Source organism: Bacillus sp. 11C (genome assembly GCF_055486375.1).
In genome coordinates this window covers 178,378-196,555 of sequence record NZ_JBUPVZ010000003.1, presented here as the reverse complement: position 1 = coordinate 196,555, position 18,178 = coordinate 178,378, and the positions used below count along the sequence as shown (strand labels likewise).

The window sequence follows — 18,178 nt, the reverse complement described above, 5'->3', positions numbered from 1 at the left end:
GAGTGAAAGATCAAATAAAGGATTTCATCCACTACGTCATGGTAGAGAGAGGGCTTTCACAAAACACGGTGGTATCCTATGAACGGGACCTGAAAAGCTATTCTCTCTATTTAACAGAAACCCTTCATGTTACAGATTGGAATCACGTAACCCGCATACATATTATCCAATATTTAAAGCACTTGAAGGACTCGGGGAAATCCGGCAAGACATCAGCGAGGCATTTGGCATCCATTCGCTCTTTTCACCAATTTCTGCTCAGGGAAAAGGTGACGGACAAGGATCCTTCCGTTCATATCGAAACACAAAAGACCGAACGGGCGCTTCCGAAGGTGCTCGCGCTCAATGAGGTCGAGCGATTATTGGACACGCCTAAACTGACGAGCCCTTTCGGCTATCGGGATAAAGCGATGCTGGAGCTGCTTTATGCGACAGGCATACGAGTCAGTGAAATGATAGAATTGAAAACGGCAGATGTTCATTTATCCATGGGTTTTGTCCGCTGCTTCGGGAAAGGAAGAAAAGAACGGATTGTGCCAATCGGTGAAGCTGCCGCTTCCGCCATTGAGGAATATATGACGAAAGCCAGGGGGAAACTACTGAAAAACAAAGTGTCTGACGCCCTCTTTTTAAATCATCACGGCAAGCAAATCAGCCGTCAGGGGTTTTGGAAAAACCTAAAGAAAATCGCCCTTGAAGCCGGAATCAAAAAAGAGCTGACCCCGCATACACTCAGGCATTCCTTTGCGACGCATCTGCTTGAGAACGGGGCTGATCTTAGAGCGGTGCAGGAAATGCTCGGCCATGCGGATATATCCACAACGCAAATTTATACGCATGTGACAAAAACAAGGCTGAAGGATGTATACAATCAGTTTCATCCGCGCGCCTAGCCGGAAGGGGGGCTGCGGCTTTTTTTTTAGCACGACAGAAAATATTGAAGTTTCTCATTATTTCCGAATGCATTGTCAACGGGAATGAAAACGGTTTATACTTGAGTTGTCAGACCTCTTAGCGATACAATAGACGTATAGAAAAAAAGGAGGCTTTCAAGATGCCTGCATACAAATATAATCGTGTGTTTTTAATTGTGATGGACTCAGTCGGAATCGGCGAAGCGCCGGATGCCGCTGACTTTAATGACGAAGGCGCCAATACGCTCGGGCATATTGCCGAGCATATGAATGGATTACATATGCCGAATATGGCAAAACTCGGCCTTGGTCTCATCGGAGATATCAAAGGTGTGGAAAAAACAGAACATCCGCTTGCGTATTATGGAAAAATGCAAGAAGCGTCTAACGGTAAAGATACCATGACCGGCCATTGGGAGATCATGGGCTTGTATATTGATAAACCGTTTAAAGTGTTCCCGGAAGGTTTTCCTGATGAACTTCTTCAGGAGCTGGAAAAGAGATCTGGACGCAAAATTATCGGAAACAAGCCGGCTTCCGGCACAGAGATTTTGGATGAACTTGGCCAAGAGCACATGGAGACAGGGGCTTTAATTGTATACACATCTGCTGACTCTGTTCTGCAAATTGCCGCTCACGAAGAGGTTGTGCCGCTTGAGGAGCTGTACCGTATTTGTGAAACGGCGAGAGAGCTGACGCTTGATCCGAAGTATATGGTAGGCCGCATTATCGCACGGCCGTTCGTCGGAGAGCCGGGACAATTCAAACGGACACCAAACCGTCATGACTATGCGCTTAAGCCGTTTGACCGCACTGTCATGAACGAATTGAAAGACAGCGGCTTAGATGTGATCTCAATCGGAAAAATCTCTGATATCTATGACGGAGAAGGCATTACTTCTTCACGGAGAACAGTTTCCAATATGGACGGAATGGACAAGGTGATCGACACGCTGGGAGAAGACTTTACAGGTTTGAGCTTTGCGAACCTTGTTGATTTCGACGCCTTATTCGGACACCGCCGCGATCCGGAAGGCTACGGACGCGCGCTTGAAGAATTTGATGCGCGGCTTCCGGAAGTATTTGAGAAAATGAAAGAAGACGATCTGTTAATCATTACAGCCGACCACGGCAATGATCCGGTTCATCACGGTACCGACCATACACGCGAGTATGTGCCGATTCTCGCTTACAGCAAAAAACATAAGAACGTGCAAATGCTGCCGCTTGCAGATACATTTGCTGATATCGGCGCGACGATCGCTGATAATTTCCAAGCGAATAAACCTAAATACGGAAAAAGCTTTTTATCTTCATTACAATAGGGGGACTGTTTCTTGAAAGACAGAATCGAACGCGCAGCCGCTTTTATTAAGCAAAACCTGCCGGAATCTCCAAAGATCGGCCTTATTTTAGGATCTGGTCTTGGCATTTTGGCAGAGGAAATCGAAAATCCGGTCAAACTGAAATATGAAGACATACCAGAATTCCCGGTATCTACTGTTGAAGGACATGCCGGCCAGCTTGTGCTTGGCACCCTTGAAGGAGTTTCCGTCATTGCGATGCAAGGCCGTTTTCATTTTTATGAAGGCTATTCAATGGAGAAAGTCACTTTCCCTGTACGTGTGATGAAAGCGCTCGGCGTGGAAGCATTGATCGTGACAAACGCCGCTGGCGGCGTCAACACTGAATTCCGTGCGGGAGACTTAATGATCATTACCGATCATATCAATTTTATGGGAACAAATCCGTTAATCGGGCCAAACGAAGCCGATTTCGGCGCCAGATTTCCAGATATGTCTTCAGCCTATGACAAAGATCTATCCGGCTTGGCTGAAAAGGTTGCGAAAAACCTTAACATTCCGATCCAAAAAGGCGTGTATACCGCTGTGACAGGACCTTCTTACGAAACACCGGCAGAAGTCCGTTTCTTAAGAACAATGGGCTCTGACGCAGTCGGCATGTCCACTGTTCCGGAAGTTATTGTGGCTAATCATGCCGGAATGCGTGTCCTTGGCATTTCCTGCATCTCTAACGCGGCAGCCGGAATTCTGGATCAGCCTTTAAGTCATGATGAAGTAATGGAAGTGACGGAAAAAGTAAAAGCAGGATTCTTGCAGCTCGTAAAAGCAGTCGTCGCTCAGTACGAATAAAAACAATAACAAGATCAAAAGACAGCTGTGTCTGATATGACGCAGCTGTCTTTTTTTATGCCCAAAAAAGATACGAAACATTTTCCATCAGTGGCGTATAAAACCATCCCGCTTGGAAAAAATAAAAAAGATTATGAAATGGAGGGCTTTTGAGATGAAACGTCTTTTATCCACTTTGTTGATTGGTATAATGCTGCTTACATTTGCACCGTCTGCATTTGCAAAACAAGACGGAAAAGGCACATCGGAGCTTGCTCATGAAGCGAAGTCTGCGGTGCTGATAGAACGTGACACGGGAAAAGTGCTTTACAACAAGAACAGAAATGAGAGACTGGCTCCTGCAAGCATGACGAAAATTATGACGATGCTTTTAATTATGGAAGCTTTAGATGAAGGCAAAATCAAAATGAATGATAAGGTCCGTACAAGTGAGCATGCGGCTTCAATGGGCGGATCACAAATTTTCCTCGAGCCCGGTGAGGAAATGACTGTCAAAGAAATGCTGAAAGGCATCGCAATCGCTTCGGGAAATGACGCTTCCGTAGCGATGGCTGAATTTATTTCCGGCTCTGAAGAAGAATTTGTAAACAAGATGAACAAAAAAGCAAAAGAGCTGGGCTTGAAAAACACATCCTTTAAAAACCCGACCGGACTGACCGAGGAGGGCCATTACAGCTCTGCTTATGACATGGCAATCATGGCTAAGGAATTATTGAAATACGAATCAATCACGAAATTTACAGGCACGTATGAGGATTACCTGCGGGAAAATACAGATAAAAAGTTTTGGCTCGTCAACACGAATCGGCTTATTAAATTTTATCCTGATGTAGACGGCGTGAAAACGGGCTATACAGGAGAGGCGAAATATTGTCTGACAGCTTCGGCTAAAAAAGGAAACATGCGGGCCATTGCGGTTGTGTTCGGGGCGAGTACACCTAAAGAAAGAAACGCGCAAGTGACAAAGATGCTTGATTTCGCTTTTAGTCAATACGAAACACATCCTTTATATAAACGAAATGAAATAGTAGCAAAAGTAAAGGTCAAAAAAGGAAAACAAACATTTATCGAACTCACTACTTCTGAGCCGATTTCAATATTGACGAAAAAAGGCGAGGATATGAAAAATGTGAAAAAAGAAATCAAAATGAATGACAATGTAAGTGCTCCGATTCAAAAAGGCCAGGAGCTTGGCACACTCGTTCTGAAAAAGGATGGAGAAGTGCTTGCTGAAAGTCCTGTTGCTGCTAAAGAAGATATGAAGAAAGCCGGTTTCTTAACATTCTTGAAGCGGACGATGGGAGACTGGACAAAATTTAAGTAATTATGCCGAATGACCACTAGTTTTGTCACGGTGAAGGAATTTATTCCGTCGAAATCGAAACACTCATTATCCGATCATATCAAGGAGGAATGAGCATGAGCCTTGGAATTGACATGCATGTCAAAGAATCTGTGCTTTGTATTCGATTAACAGGCGAACTCGATCACCATACGGCTGAAACTCTGAAACACAAAGTGACTCAATCACTGGAGAAGGATGATATTTGCCATATCGTACTGAACTTGGAGGACCTTTCCTTTATGGACAGCTCGGGGCTTGGCGTCATTTTAGGAAGATACAAGCAAATTAAGCAAACTGGCGGGGAAATGGTCGTTTGCGCTATCTCCCCTGCGGTGAAGCGGCTGTTTGATATGTCGGGCCTGTTTAAAATTATCAGATTTGAACAATCTGAGCAGAAGGCGCTACTGACACTGGGGGTGGCATCATGAAAAATGAAATGCATCTTGAATTTTCTGCCCTCAGCCAGAATGAATCGTTCGCCCGTGTGACAGTTGCTTCATTTATTGCCCAGCTAGACCCGACTATGGACGAACTGACCGAAATCAAAACAGTCGTGTCAGAGGCTGTAACGAATGCCATTATACATGGATATGAAGAGAACTGTGACGGAAAAGTTTACATCTCAGTGACGCTGGAAGATCATGTCGTATATATGACCATTCGTGATGAAGGCATGGGCATTACAGATCTTGACGAAGCCCGCCAGCCTTTATTCACGACTAAGCCTGAGCTTGAGCGATCTGGAATGGGCTTTACCATTATGGAAAATTTCATGGATGATGTCAGTATCGATTCATCGCCTGAGATGGGGACAACGATTCGCTTAACAAAGCACTTATCAAAAAGCAAAGCGCTTTGTAATTAAGGAGATTTGTTATGGATGTGGAGGTTAAGAAAAACGGCAAAAACGCTCAGCTGAAGGACCATGAAGTAAAGGAATTAATCAAACAAAGCCAAAATGGCGACCAGCAGGCAAGAGACCTCCTCATAGAAAAAAACATGCGTCTTGTTTGGTCTGTCGTACAGCGGTTTTTAAACAGAGGATATGAGCCTGATGATCTTTTCCAGATCGGCTGCATTGGGCTGTTAAAATCTGTTGACAAATTTGATTTAACCTATGATGTGCGTTTTTCAACGTATGCAGTACCAATGATTATCGGTGAAATTCAGCGTTTTATCCGCGATGATGGAACTGTAAAGGTATCAAGGTCATTAAAAGAACTCGGAAACAAAATCCGGCGCGCGAAAGATGAGCTTTCAAAAACACTGGGCAGAGTGCCGACAGTGCAGGAGATCGCCGGCCATTTGGAGATTGAAGCTGAAGATGTCGTACTCGCTCAAGAGGCGGTAAGGGCGCCGTCTTCGATTCACGAAACGGTATATGAGAATGACGGAGATCCAATAACCCTGCTTGATCAAATCGCTGACAACTCTGAAGAAAAGTGGTTTGACAAAATTGCACTGAAAGAAGCGATCAGAGATTTGGAAGAAAGGGAAAAACTAATCGTCTATCTCAGATATTATAAAGACCAAACGCAGTCCGAGGTGGCTGAGCGGCTTGGGATCTCTCAAGTTCAGGTTTCAAGGCTTGAAAAGAAAATATTGAAACAGATAAAGGTTCAAATGGACCATCCGGATAGCTAGTCTGCCATGCAGGCTGGCTTTTTTGTGTGCAAAAAGCGTGGTAATTTATGGTCTTTTCGAGCGGATGAATGAGAACAAAATCGAACCACATACTACATATATAACCACCGAAAGATGGTGATCAATAATGGAACGACGTATATATATCCGACTTCGCCACAGGGTGCTGGCCCATCCGGGAGATATCATCACGGTTGGAGATGCCGCGCAAATTGAAGGACAGATTCAGCTGAAAAAGAAACTTTCGGCTATGCCGCTTTATCAGGTGAGCGAAAAAGATAAAAATATCGTAATTCTGGATATCATACAAGTCCTCAAAGCTATTCATTTACAAGATCCGGCACTTGATGTTCAAACAGTTGGCGGAGCAGAAACCATTGTCGAAATTCAATATCGCAAACGGAAAATGTCAACGGTTCTGTTTATCGGTGTCTGGCTGCTTCTGTTTATCGGATCGTGTCTTGCCATCATGAACTTTCATGAGGATGTAAGCATGGGAGATGTTCATATCGCACTATATGAAATCATAACCGGAGAGAGGAATGACTATCCATACTTGCTTCAAATCCCATACAGCATCGGTTTGGGACTGGGGATGATCGTGTTTTTTAACCATATCTTTAAAAAGCGCCTTAATGAAGAGCCCAGTCCGCTGGAGGTTGAGATGTTTAACTATCAGCTTGATCTCGATCACTATGTGGCCATGCATGAGAATCAAGAGACAATAAAGGACCTGCATGATCGTTAGTGCATTGCTCCTTATTTTTGTCGGGCTCGGCGGAGGCATCACGGTGGGGGCTGGCTTCGTTGCTTTTTTAACCGTAATGGGAATCATTCCGCGGCTTATGCAGCTCACCAAAACGATGAGATTCGTTCAGGCCTATGAAGCAGCTGTTATACTTGGCGCTGTTTTCGGGGGATGGGAGACGCTTCATATGAACCATCTTTTTTTAACAAAATGGATTGCCGTACCGGTCGGGCTGCTGGCAGGTGTGTTTGTCGGGATGCTCGCAGCTGCCCTTACAGAGGTTTTAAATGTCCTGCCGATTTTAGCAAAACGAATCGGGCTCAGAAGTAAAATCATTATTCTGTTAATGGCCATCGTGATTGGGAAAATAGCGGGGGCTTTATTTCACTGGCTGTATTTTATTGATCATTCATAAGGAGGTTTCAAGATGACAAACATAAAAGAAAACTACAAATCAAAAGTGAAAACATATCAGCCTAAGCCGCCTTACGTCTGGAATTGTGTCAAAGCCTTTCTTGTAGGCGGTCTGATCTGTGCGATCGGACAAGGTCTGCAAAATTTTTATATTCATTTTTTCGATTTTGATGAAAAAACAGCGGGAAATCCAACGGCGGCAACACTGATATTAATTTCAGCCTTGCTTACCGGGTTTGGCATCTATGACAGAATCGGGCAGTTTGCAGGCGCCGGTTCAGCCGTGCCGGTCACAGGTTTTGCCAACAGCATGGCAAGCGCGGCTCTTGAATATAAAAGCGAAGGGTTCGTGCTCGGAGTAGCGACAAACATGTTTAAACTGGCGGGGAATGTCATCGTTTTCGGTGTTGTGGCTGCGTACATCGTCGGAATGATTCGGTTTGCTTTTGAGAAACTGATGTCATAGGAGGAGAAGAAAAATGAAATTAACAGGAAAGCAAACCTGGGTATTTGAAAATCCATTATTTGTAAACTCGGCGGGAACAGCAGCAGGACCGAAGGAAAAAGACGGACCGCTCGGCTCTTTATATGATAAAACCTATGACGAAATGCACTGTAATCAAAAAAGCTGGGAGATGGCTGAACGCCAGCTGATGGAAGATGCTGTTAATACAACACTTCAAAAAAGTAATTTGACAAAAGATGATATTGATCTATTGCTGGCAGGTGACTTGCTGAATCAAAATGTAACGGCCAACTATGTGGCAAGACACTTAAACATCCCGTTTCTTTGTATGTTTGGCGCCTGTTCAACATCAATGGAAACAGTGGCTGTCGCATCAGCCTTAGTTGACGGCGGATTTGCCAAGAGAGCGCTCGCTGCCACCAGCAGTCATAATGCTACAGCGGAAAGACAGTTTCGCTATCCGACGGAATACGGGGGTCAAAAACCGGACACCGCCACCTCTACTGTGACCGGAAGCGGAGCTGTTGTTATCAGTCAGACACAGGGTGATATCCAAATCACAAGCGCGACTGTCGGAAAGGTCTCTGACTTAGGAATTACAGATCCGTTTGATATGGGATCCGCCATGGCTCCGGCGGCGGCAGATACAATTAAGCAGCACTTTAAAGATCTCAACCGGACAGCTGATGACTATGATTTGATTCTGACAGGTGACCTATCCGCCGTCGGATCTCCCATCGTAAAAGATCTTTTAAAAGAAGATGGCTATCCGGTCGGCACAAAACATGATGATTGCGGGCTTTTAGTTTATACACCGGATCAGCAGGTCTTTGCCGGAGGGAGCGGCTGTGCTTGTTCAGCGCTTGTCACCTACTCTCACATTTTTAAGCAGCTGAGAGAAGGAAAATTAAACCGTGTATTCGTCGTGGCGACTGGAGCGCTGTTAAGCCCGACGATGATCCAGCAAAAAGAAACCATCCCGACCATTGCCCACGGGGTTGTATTTGAGCGTGCGGGAGGTGCATCTTAACATGGACTACCTTTTGGCTTTTGTATGCGGCGGGGCCATTTGTATTGTTGGCCAGCTGCTCTTGGATATTTTTAAATTGACGCCAGCCCACGTCATGACATCATTTGTTGTGAGTGGCGCGATTTTAGATGGTTTCGGCATTTACGATAAATTTATTGAATTTGCCGGAGGAGGCGCCACCGTTCCGATCGTCAGCTTCGGCCACAGCCTTCTGCACGGTGCCATGCACCAGGCGCATATACATGGATTTATCGGAATCGGCATGGGGATTTTTGAGCTGACCTCTGCTGGTATCTCAGCCGCCATTCTCTTCGCCTTTATCGTAGCTGTTATTTTCAAACCGAAAGGATAATGCCGACATGACGACAAAACGAAAGGTCATACTGGTAACAGACGGGGATGTATATGCCGCTAAAACAATTGAATACGCCGCAAGCAAAGTGGGAGGGCGATGTATATCACAATCAAAGGGCAATCCCTCCATTCGCAGCGGCGCGGAGCTTGTCAAGCTGATCACCTCAGCACCGTATGATCCCGTATTTGTCATGTTTGATGACTCCGGCCTTCAAGGAGAGGGTCCGGGAGAAGCCGCTCTAACCTATGTCGCAACCCATCCGTCAATTGAAGTGCTCGGTGTGATTGCGGTCGCATCAAAAACACATCAGGCAGAATGGACTAGGGTTGATGTAAGCATTGACCGCAATGGAGAAATAACTGAATACGGTGTAGATAAAGTCGGAGAACGGGAATTTGATGAACACAGAATGAACGGAGATACAGTCTATTGCCTTGATAAACTTGATCTCCCGCTTATTGTCGGTATTGGGGATATTGGCAAAATGGGCAGAAAAGACGATATCTCAAAAGGGTCGCCCATCACCATGAAAGCGGTCGAGTTTATTTTAGAAAGGAGCGGGTATCATGCCGGACCAAAAGAAAGAGAAAATCCGGGTTTATCGGAATCCAGACAAAAATGAAGCATACTTTAAAAACCGTGTCGGGATGGGAACGAGCTACGATGTAGGGGTTCGCAAGCTCACCATTTTAGACAAAGAAATCCAGCTTTACTATTTGAATGGATTATGTGATACGGCCTTTATCATTCATTTAATGAGAGAACTCGTTGCCATTAACAATCGGGATGAGGATCCAGATCATCTGGTCGATATTGTCGAAAACAGGCTTCTTAACGCCCAGGTCGAAAAAGTAAAAACGCTGGATGAAACAACTGACCAGTTGCTGTCGGGATTAGTCGCAGTTATTGTTGAAGACACGGGCTTCGCATTTATTATTGATGTCAGAAGCTATCCGGGCAGAAATCCGGAAGAACCTGATACGGAAAAGGTGGTCAGGGGAGCCAGAGACGGATTTGTTGAAAATATCGTCGTCAATACGGCTCTTCTCAGAAGGCGGATCAGAGACGAACGACTTCGCATTAAGATGACAAAGGTTGGCGAGCGATCAAAAACGGATCTGAGCATTATTTATATTGAAGATATTGCAGATCCTGATCTGGTAGATATTGTGGAAAAAGAACTTGCTGCCATTGATGTCGACGGCTTAACGATGGCTGACAAAACAGTAGAGGAATTCATCATTAAACAAGGCTACAACCCGTATCCGCTCGTCCGCTATACTGAAAGACCCGATGTCGCGGCCAATCATGTGCTTGAAGGCCATGTCGTCATCATGGTTGATACATCGCCGAGTGTGATTATCACACCGACGACATTGTTCCACCATGTCCAGCATGCTGAAGAATACAGGCAGGCGCCTGCAGTCGGTACTTTTTTAAGATGGGTGAGATTTTTCGGTATCATGGCATCCACTATACTTCTCCCGATCTGGTTTCTCTTTGTGCTGCAGCCGGACCTGCTGCCCGAGAATATGAAATTTATCGGTTTAAATAAAGATACGCATATCCCGATCATCCTGCAGATATTCTTAGCTGACTTAGGAATCGAATTTCTCAGAATGGCTGCCATTCACACACCGACCGCTTTATCGACAGCAATGGGATTAATTGCTGCTGTGCTGATCGGACAGATTGCCATTGAAGTCGGCCTGTTTTCACCAGAGGTGATTCTATACGTCTCACTTGCAGCGATCGGAACCTTTACGACGCCTAGTTATGAATTGAGTTTGGCAAATAAAATGAGCCGACTTGCCCTCATGATACTCGTTGCCTTATTTCATGTAAAAGGGCTTGTTATCGGTTTTACAGTGCTAATTATTGCCATGTCCAGCATCAAATCCCTGCAAACACCGTACTTATGGCCGCTGATGCCCTTTAACGGCAAGGCGCTGTGGCAGGTACTGGTCCGCACAGCGAAACCAGGCGCAAAAGTAAGACCAAGTATCGTTCACCCAAGAAATCGCTTAAGACAACCTACCAATTCATAATCGCATTGAAACTGACTGAAGAGTATGATAATGTATGTCTTAATTATGAAGGGACAGTCCATAAAACTGTCCTTTTCACCCATAAGCGAAGAAAGAGGGAATGACATTGTTCTTACATGGCACAAGCAGACAAAATCAACATGGGCATTTAGAAATCGGAGGTGTGGACGCTCTTTATTTAGCGGAAAAACATGGAACACCTCTTTACGTATATGATGTGGCTTTAATACGTGAGCGTGCTAAAAGCTTTAAGCAGGCATTTATTACTGCAGGGCTGAAAGCACAGGTGGCATATGCGAGCAAAGCATTCTCATCAGTTGCAATGATTCAGCTTGCTGAGGAAGAGGGACTTTCTTTAGATGTCGTGTCCGGTGGAGAGCTTTATACAGCTGTTGCAGCGGGCTTCCCTGCAGAACGCATTCACTTTCATGGGAATAACAAGAGCAGGGAAGAACTGCGGATGGCACTTGAGCATCGCATCGGCTGCATTGTGGTGGATAATTTCTATGAAATTTCGCTTTTGGAAGACCTATGTAAAGAAACGGGACACTCCATCGATGTTCTTCTTCGAATCACGCCCGGAGTAGAAGCGCATACACATGACTACATTACAACTGGCCAGGAAGATTCGAAGTTTGGTTTCGATCTTCATAACGGACAAACTGAACGGGCGATTGAGCAAGTATTACAATCAGAACACATTCAGCTCCTGGGTGTCCATTGCCATATTGGCTCGCAAATTTTTGATACGGCCGGTTTTGTGTTAGCAGCGGAAAAAATCTTCAAAAAACTCGACGAGTGGAGAGAATCATACTCGTTTGTATCCAAGGTGTTGAATCTCGGAGGAGGTTTCGGCATCCGTTATACCAAAGAAGATCAACCGCTTCACGCTACTGAATACGTTGAAAAAATTATCGATGCTGTGAAAGAAAATGCTGCCCGTTACGGTTTTAACATTCCGGAAATTTGGATCGAACCGGGACGTTCTCTCGTGGGAGATGCTGGCACAACCCTTTATACGGTTGGCTCTCAAAAAGAAGTGCCGGGCGTCCGCCAGTATGTGGCTGTAGACGGAGGCATGAACGACAATATTCGTCCTGCACTTTATCAGGCTAAGTATGAAGCAGCGACAGCCAATCGTATCGGAGAAGCGCATGACAATACCGTATCGATTGCCGGAAAGTGCTGTGAAAGCGGTGATATGCTGATTTGGGATATTGATCTGCCAGAAGTAAAAGAAGGCGATCTTCTTGCCGTTTTTTGTACAGGCGCATACGGATACAGCATGGCCAACAATTACAATCGAATCCCGAGACCTGCCGTTGTATTTGTAGAAAATGGAGAGGCCCATTTAGTCGTGAAGCGAGAAACATACGAGGATGTTGTCAAACTTGACCTGCCCTTTAAAACGAGTGTAAAGCAATAAGAAAGGCGCCGAATCTCTCGGCGCTTTTTCTTATTTGAATATAGAAACAATCGCATTCCAGATAGATACGAAGAAATCAATAACTTTCTGGATGAAGTTTTTGCCCTCATCTGATTCTATGAATTTCGTAATCTTATCTTTCGCTTTATCAAGCTGATCACCGACCTGTCCCCAGTCGATGTCAACATTTTTCATTTTATTGAATAAGGAGACAAGCTGATCTTTTTGGCTGTCTGTAAGTGTGACGTTTAAGTCAGAAGCCGCGTTGTCCACTTGTTTTTCAATGTCAGCCTTATTGTCAGGCACACCGTTTTTAGCAAATTCTTCTTTGATTTTTGCAATCAGTGCAGCCGCATTTTCGTTACCGATTTTTTCTCCAAGCTTTGATGTCGTGACAAGCTCTTGGTTGGCTACTTGCTTAACATCCTCTGAGATCGCTTCATCAGAAGAAACTTCATACGCCTTAATTAATCCGGTTAAAGCCGCAGTTCCGGATACCTCAAACGGTGCTGTCACATACACCTTCGCATCTTTAACACCGGCTGTCATCAGCGCATTTAGGTACATTTCATCTGTAATGCCGCTGATATGATGTGTCTCAACATTCAGTCCAGAGCCTTTTTTGGCGATGGTTATCGACGATGAAGAAATCGCTCTTGATCCGATTTGAGCGTTCGATATATATTTTCCTAAATATTCATGCTCTTCCTTATTGGTCACCGTTACCGTTGTGGCATTATCAGGGACATTCATTTCATTAAGCACTTTTTGTTTATCAGATTCTGACAAATCAGCACCCAGTGTGACAATGACATCTCCAACTGCGGCATCCGCGAGACTGACTTTCGGAACCGTCAGCAGCAAAACGGCCGCTGCCAGCATTCCAATCCATATTTTTTTCAAAGCAGTTCGACCTCCTTCAATTTCACAAGCAGCTGGATAGAGCTGCTTTGCGAGGACCTGAATCATGATGAAAAGACAGTTCCGTTAGGTTAGACGGAGATAAAGACATTCAGGTTTCATTTTTATTTTTTACTAAAGCCGGGAGATTCGTTTTCCCCCGAAAGGTGTGGTATAATAGCCGCGACAAGGAGAGACAGGCTATAACCTATCATACATAATCTCCTTTGAAAATTAAAATAAAGAAAGTAGGCATACAATTGAAAACAGGTTACTTTTTATTAGAAGACGGCAACAAAATTGAATTTGAACTTTACCCTGAAGCTGCACCGGGCACTGTCGCAAACTTTGAAAAGCTTGCGAACGAAGGCTTCTATGACGGGCTTACATTCCACCGAGTGATTCCGGGCTTCGTCAGCCAAGGAGGCTGCCCGCACGGAACTGGCACAGGCGGTCCTGGATACACAATCAAATGTGAAACAGAAGGAAACCCGCACACTCATGAAGCGGGTTCGCTTTCTATGGCACATGCAGGAAAAGACACTGGCGGCAGCCAATTTTTCATCGTTCATGAGCCACAGCCTCATTTAAACGGGGTTCACACTGTATTCGGTAAAGTAACAAGCGGACTAGAATTCGCGAAAAACATGTCTAACGGCGACGTCATGAAAGAAGTTCGCGTAGAAGGCTAATTGGCAGGCAAAAGGCTTCCTCGTATCGGGGGAGCTTTTTTATTTGGCAAAAATATACCAAAAAAACCGCCCGAGTGCTGGAGGCGGTAAAAACAAACAGGCATTATTAGGTTGAAGTGAAGACATTGCGGCGAGTATTTCATGATGAAATGTAATTAAAATATTTTGGTCACGTTCTGATCAGTAAATTGATGGTTAATTAGTTTGGCTTACAAAGTTGTTTTCAATAACAATTCCCGTATTCGAACCGCCGGAACCAGACACAGATTTGGACACAGTTAATGGCCTGATCATAAAAGCGCCGCCTACGTTCACTACGCTGTTTCCGGAAATGTTGTTTATATTGATAGGATAAACAATCACACTATCGAGTCTCCTTTCATATTATTCTATTTTTTATATGTATTAGTGCTAGAGGCGTTAAGCGTAAACTTATTGGTAAAAATAATTATCTTTTATATGATGTCGTGCAAAGGTGATAGATTCTTCAATCATTGCATCTTGTTTAGCGAGTCATGCGTATTCGCTTCCAATTCAAGCTTGCATAATGGGATTTTTTGTGTGGAGTTCATATGTAAAATTAAGAAAACTTTAAAGTTACATCGTTCATAAAAATGGTATTTTGTATTAAAATAAATCAAAAACAAACGTAATGTGATGAAAAGGAGTTTGGCGTTATGAACAATAAAGGCTGTATAAAATGCGGAAGCACTGAAGCTGGCCAAAAAGAAATCGCCACAACCGGCACGGGATTATCAAAGTTGTTTGACGTGCAGCATAACCGTTTTCTAGTGGTGTACTGCAAGAATTGCGGATATTCAGAGTTTTATAATAAAGAATCCTCAACAGCCGGCAACATATTGGATTTGTTTTTTGGAGGCTGATCCCTGTTTTCGAGCTTCAATGATTTAAACACATCATGAAAGCAAAACGGGATGCCGGTTATGTTACCTGTGAAATAGGCTGCCGCAACCATTTCAGTACTCTTCATGACGTGAATCATTTTGTCAAGCGCTATGGGTATCATGGACTGGGCAATCAATGGAATGCAGCAGATGAACAGACTGCATGTAACCTCATGACTTATATACGATCTAAAGATTTAGCATACGAGTACTCTCTTTCTTCCGAGCCCCATCGCTTCTAAATTATGCGATTATTGTATTGATTACTTTGCGGATGTCCCTACGTATTATACAAATGCTGATGTTGTTGTTCAGTCCGGTTATGTTGAACTAAGCAGCTGGACTCCAATTTCCCAAGCGACATTTGATGCAGGGGTGGTTGTGGTTGACAAGAAAAACATAGGCATGATTTGGGTAGAAGATGGAGATTAATAGAGTGTAAAATCATGTCAATGGTCCTGATAGGATTTCTTTTCGATTCGTGATAACATAAATTTGAAGACCGTTGTTTATTGGAGGAAATCAGTTGAAATCAGATAATGTTTCGAAGAAAAAAACAATGTTAGAATGGGCAAAAGCAATTGTGATTGCTGTCGTTCTCGCTTTGCTCATCCGCCATTTTATTTTTGCGCCGTATGTCGTTGACGGTGAGTCCATGGAGCCTACCCTTCATGACCATGAAAGGGTATTTGTCAATATGACAGTCAAGTACATAGGTGAGTTTAAGAGAGGGGATATCATCGTGCTAAACGGGGATGATGTCCACTATGTCAAGCGGATTATCGGCCTGCCTGGAGATACGGTTGAAATGAAGAACGACCAGCTTTATATCAATGGGAAAAAGGTGGCCGAGCCTTATTTGGCAGCTAATAAAAAGAGAGCAAAACAGGACGGTAAACATTTGACCGATGATTTCGGCCCGGTGAAAGTGCCTGATGACAAGTATTTTATGATGGGGGATAACCGGCGGAACTCAATGGACAGCCGAAACGGGCTTGGCCTCTTCACAAAAAAACAAATTGCCGGCACGTCAAAGTTTGTTTTCTTCCCATTTAACGAAATGCGTAAAACAAATTAGGATCGAGCAGCTTCCAAACAGGGGCTGCTTTTTTTATTTCTTTTTTATATTCATCCCCCAAAACCAGAACATAAATTCGTATAATTATAGAAAAGAAATTGCAGAAAGGTGAAACATATTCCCGTTATGCATCGTTATATTAATAATTTACGAGAAATGACGGTTTTTTATTCATGAAAAAGTGGAATAACTCATATGAATGAATAGATTCATATCGGCTGGAGGTTTAAAAATGGGAAGAATAAAAACCAAGATTACCATTCTGTTAGTGCTTTTGCTGTTACTTGCAGGCGGTTATATGTATATAAATGGTGTTGAGCTGAAGGATGTTCCGACAGCAATTGGACAAACCTTGTCCTCGGAAGAAGAGGAATACACCATTCAGGAATATAAAGTGGCGGAAATTGACGGCTCTGAATATCATGGAGAAGCCGAAAACGGCACGAAAATCATCTTCAACGGAAAAAAATTAAATCAGGATTTGTCTGATATAAAAGAAGGCGACAAGATTAAGGCATACTTCAGCAAATCAAAGCGGATCGACGGATTAATTAAAGTTGCCAAAGTGAATGATTAACAAAACATCACCTTTCGTATTGAAGGGTGATGTTTTGTTTTCTCAAATTGTAAGTTTATTTCATTGCGTACTTTAAGAAGGATCGCTATAATAGCCAATAAGGACAAATGAATAAAGATTGTATCCTTCGGGGCAGGGTGGAAATCCCGACCGGCGGTAGTAAAGCGAATGCGCTTTAGAGCCCGTGACCCGTGTGCATCAGCGCGCGGTGGATTCAGTTTAAGCTGAAGCCGACAGTGAAAGTCTGGATGGGAGAAGGATGATGAGCCGCTATGCAAATGGTTCAAAAATGCATAGTGTTATTTCCTATTGCGCAAAATGCCTAAAGCCCCGGATTTTTTATAAATTCGGGGCTTTTTTGACGGTAAATCAATAAACAGAGGGGAGGGAAACAAATGGAAGAGTATTATATGAAGCTGGCATTAGATCTTGCGAAGCAGGGCGAAGGACAGACTGATTCCAATCCGCTCGTCGGCGCTGTTGTGGTAAAAGACGGACAAATTGTCGGAATGGGCGCCCATTTAAAATATGGGGAAGCTCATGCAGAAGTTCATGCCATCCATATGGCCGGCTCCCACGCAAAGAGTGCTGATATTTACGTGACACTCGAACCGTGCAGCCATTACGGAAAAACACCGCCATGTGCAGAGCTGATTATCAACTCTGGAATCAAAAGAGTGTTTGTGGCGATGAGAGACCCTAATCCGCTTGTGGCTGGAAGAGGAGTCAACATGATTGAAGAAGCCGGTATTGAAGTAAAGGAAGGCATCTTGGCAGACCAGGCGGAGAAGCTGAATGAAAAATTCCTGCACTTCATGAGGACAGGCCTCCCTTACGTCACACTAAAAGCTGCCGCCAGCCTTGACGGAAAGACAGCCACCAGCACGGGCGAGAGCAAATGGATCACGTCAGAGGCTGCAAGACAGGATGCTCAGCAATACAGGAAAACAAACCAAAGCATTTTAGTCGGAGTTGGCACCGTGAAAGCCGACGATCCGAGCTTAACCTGCAGGCTGCCGAATGTGGCAAAACAGCCGGTTCGGGTAATCCTTGACACCGGACTCTCGATTCCTGAGGACGCCCGAGTGATTTGCGATCAGGAAGCGCCGACATGGATTTTCACAACGGCAAGCGCAGACGAGGGAAAGAAAAAACGGCTTTCAGCTTTGGGAGTGAACATATTTACGTTTGAAACAGATCACATTCAAGTTCCTGATGTTCTGAAAATCCTTGCAGAAGAAGGCATTATGTCTGTGTATGTGGAAGGCGGTTCTGCTGTTCACGGAAGCTTTGTCCAAGAAGGCTGTTTTCAAGAAATCATCTTCTATTTTGCCCCCAAACTAATCGGAGGAACGCATGCTCCCAGCTTAATCTCCGGTGAAGGTTTTCAATCAATGAAAGATGTCCCCTTATTGCAATTCACTGATATAACCCAAATCGGCCGTGATATCAAACTGACGGCAAAACCGATAAACGAGTAGGA

At 44.2% G+C, this 18,178-nt stretch carries 21 protein-coding genes, 1 pseudogene and 1 riboswitch; of the genes and pseudogenes, 20 read left to right on the top strand and 2 right to left on the bottom strand.

Going from position 1 to position 18,178, the window contains the following annotated elements:
• Positions 1–2: 2 nt before the first annotated feature.
• The 15 genes from xerD (at position 3) to lysA (ending at position 12,543) form a co-directional block, all read left to right on the top strand.
• Complete coding sequence (gene xerD, locus ACY3LV_RS05960) at positions 3–893, top strand: site-specific tyrosine recombinase XerD (RefSeq protein WP_464863522.1); 891 nt, start codon at positions 3–5, stop codon at positions 891–893.
• 161 nt (positions 894–1,054) lie between these two features.
• Complete coding sequence (deoB, locus tag ACY3LV_RS05955) at positions 1,055–2,239, top strand: phosphopentomutase (protein ID WP_333561884.1); 1,185 nt, start codon at positions 1,055–1,057, stop codon at positions 2,237–2,239.
• 12 nt (positions 2,240–2,251) lie between these two features.
• On the top strand, positions 2,252–3,067 hold the full coding sequence (locus tag ACY3LV_RS05950; RefSeq protein WP_148961950.1) for a purine nucleoside phosphorylase I, inosine and guanosine-specific: 816 nt from the start codon (positions 2,252–2,254) through the stop codon (positions 3,065–3,067).
• 154 nt (positions 3,068–3,221) lie between these two features.
• On the top strand, positions 3,222–4,391 hold the full coding sequence (gene dacF, locus ACY3LV_RS05945; protein ID WP_333561885.1) for a D-alanyl-D-alanine carboxypeptidase DacF: 1,170 nt from the start codon (positions 3,222–3,224) through the stop codon (positions 4,389–4,391).
• A gap of 95 nt (positions 4,392–4,486) precedes the next feature.
• On the top strand, positions 4,487–4,840 hold the full coding sequence (spoIIAA, locus tag ACY3LV_RS05940; protein ID WP_087990603.1) for an anti-sigma F factor antagonist: 354 nt from the start codon (positions 4,487–4,489) through the stop codon (positions 4,838–4,840).
• On the top strand, positions 4,837–5,277 hold the full coding sequence (spoIIAB, locus tag ACY3LV_RS05935; protein ID WP_087990602.1) for an anti-sigma F factor: 441 nt from the start codon (positions 4,837–4,839) through the stop codon (positions 5,275–5,277). Before spoIIAA ends, spoIIAB begins: the two co-directional genes overlap by 4 nt.
• Positions 5,278–5,288: 11 nt before the next feature.
• Positions 5,289–6,056 carry an RNA polymerase sporulation sigma factor SigF gene (sigF, locus tag ACY3LV_RS05930; RefSeq protein ID WP_087990601.1) on the top strand — a complete coding sequence of 256 codons (768 nt, stop codon included), beginning with the start codon at positions 5,289–5,291 and terminating at the stop codon, positions 6,054–6,056.
• A gap of 127 nt (positions 6,057–6,183) precedes the next feature.
• A complete protein-coding gene (gene spoVAA, locus ACY3LV_RS05925) occupies positions 6,184–6,804 on the top strand; it encodes a stage V sporulation protein SpoVAA (RefSeq protein WP_333516954.1) in 621 nt (206 codons plus the stop codon).
• Positions 6,794–7,219: a stage V sporulation protein SpoVAB gene (spoVAB, locus tag ACY3LV_RS05920; protein ID WP_464863521.1), complete on the top strand. Its 426-nt coding sequence runs from the start codon at positions 6,794–6,796 to the stop codon at positions 7,217–7,219. The genes spoVAA and spoVAB overlap by 11 nt, the downstream gene beginning before the upstream one ends.
• Before the next feature lie 12 nt (positions 7,220–7,231).
• Complete coding sequence (gene spoVAC / locus ACY3LV_RS05915) at positions 7,232–7,684, top strand: stage V sporulation protein AC (protein ID WP_148961946.1); 453 nt, start codon at positions 7,232–7,234, stop codon at positions 7,682–7,684.
• A gap of 13 nt (positions 7,685–7,697) precedes the next feature.
• Complete coding sequence (gene spoVAD, locus ACY3LV_RS05910; RefSeq protein ID WP_148961945.1) at positions 7,698–8,714, top strand: stage V sporulation protein AD; 1,017 nt, start codon at positions 7,698–7,700, stop codon at positions 8,712–8,714.
• Position 8,715: 1 nt separating this feature from the next.
• The gene (gene spoVAE / locus ACY3LV_RS05905; RefSeq protein ID WP_087990597.1) at positions 8,716–9,066 is read left to right on the top strand and encodes a stage V sporulation protein AE; all 351 of its coding nucleotides are present in this window, start codon (positions 8,716–8,718) and stop codon (positions 9,064–9,066) included.
• A gap of 7 nt (positions 9,067–9,073) precedes the next feature.
• Entirely contained in the window at positions 9,074–9,691 is a 618-nt protein-coding gene (gene spoVAEA, locus ACY3LV_RS05900) for a stage V sporulation protein SpoVABEA (protein ID WP_087990596.1), read from the top strand.
• On the top strand, positions 9,636–11,117 hold the full coding sequence (locus ACY3LV_RS05895) for a spore germination protein (protein ID WP_148961944.1): 1,482 nt from the start codon (positions 9,636–9,638) through the stop codon (positions 11,115–11,117). Before spoVAEA ends, ACY3LV_RS05895 begins: the two co-directional genes overlap by 56 nt.
• A 106-nt stretch (positions 11,118–11,223) precedes the next feature.
• On the top strand, positions 11,224–12,543 hold the full coding sequence (gene lysA / locus ACY3LV_RS05890; protein ID WP_333561887.1) for a diaminopimelate decarboxylase: 1,320 nt from the start codon (positions 11,224–11,226) through the stop codon (positions 12,541–12,543).
• A 30-nt stretch (positions 12,544–12,573) separates the two neighbouring features.
• Here the strand turns inward: lysA and ACY3LV_RS05885 are convergent, their stop codons facing one another.
• Positions 12,574–13,446 (bottom strand): DUF1002 domain-containing protein, encoded by an 873-nt coding sequence (locus tag ACY3LV_RS05885; RefSeq protein ID WP_148961438.1) that lies wholly within the window; start codon positions 13,444–13,446, stop codon positions 12,574–12,576.
• 257 nt (positions 13,447–13,703) lie between these two features.
• Here ACY3LV_RS05885 and ACY3LV_RS05880 point away from each other — a divergent pair, with 257 nt between their 5' ends.
• Positions 13,704–14,135, top strand: a complete 432-nt coding sequence (locus ACY3LV_RS05880) for a peptidylprolyl isomerase (protein WP_087990809.1) — start codon at positions 13,704–13,706, stop codon at positions 14,133–14,135.
• Positions 14,136–14,290: 155 nt separating this feature from the next.
• Here ACY3LV_RS05880 and ACY3LV_RS05875 read toward each other — a convergent pair.
• Positions 14,291–14,498 (bottom strand): annotated as a pseudogene (locus ACY3LV_RS05875) (spore germination protein).
• A gap of 314 nt (positions 14,499–14,812) precedes the next feature.
• On the opposite strand from ACY3LV_RS05875, the gene ACY3LV_RS05870 reads away from it, so the two are divergent.
• The 4 genes from ACY3LV_RS05870 to ribD all read left to right on the top strand — a co-directional run bounded on the left by ACY3LV_RS05870 (position 14,813) and on the right by ribD (position 18,176).
• Positions 14,813–15,019, top strand: coding sequence for a zinc ribbon domain-containing protein (locus tag ACY3LV_RS05870; RefSeq protein WP_003223929.1), 207 nt, complete (start codon positions 14,813–14,815; stop codon positions 15,017–15,019).
• 547 nt (positions 15,020–15,566) lie between these two features.
• Positions 15,567–16,118 (top strand): signal peptidase I sipS, encoded by a 552-nt coding sequence (gene sipS, locus ACY3LV_RS05865; RefSeq protein ID WP_464863520.1) that lies wholly within the window; start codon positions 15,567–15,569, stop codon positions 16,116–16,118.
• Positions 16,119–16,350: 232 nt separating this feature from the next.
• Positions 16,351–16,695, top strand: a complete 345-nt coding sequence (locus ACY3LV_RS05860; protein WP_148961440.1) for a hypothetical protein — start codon at positions 16,351–16,353, stop codon at positions 16,693–16,695.
• Positions 16,696–16,814: 119 nt separating this feature from the next.
• A riboswitch (FMN riboswitch) is annotated at positions 16,815–16,959 on the top strand.
• A 131-nt stretch (positions 16,960–17,090) separates the two neighbouring features.
• Complete coding sequence (ribD, locus tag ACY3LV_RS05855) at positions 17,091–18,176, top strand: bifunctional diaminohydroxyphosphoribosylaminopyrimidine deaminase/5-amino-6-(5-phosphoribosylamino)uracil reductase RibD (RefSeq protein ID WP_464863519.1); 1,086 nt, start codon at positions 17,091–17,093, stop codon at positions 18,174–18,176.
• Positions 18,177–18,178 lie beyond the last annotated feature (2 nt).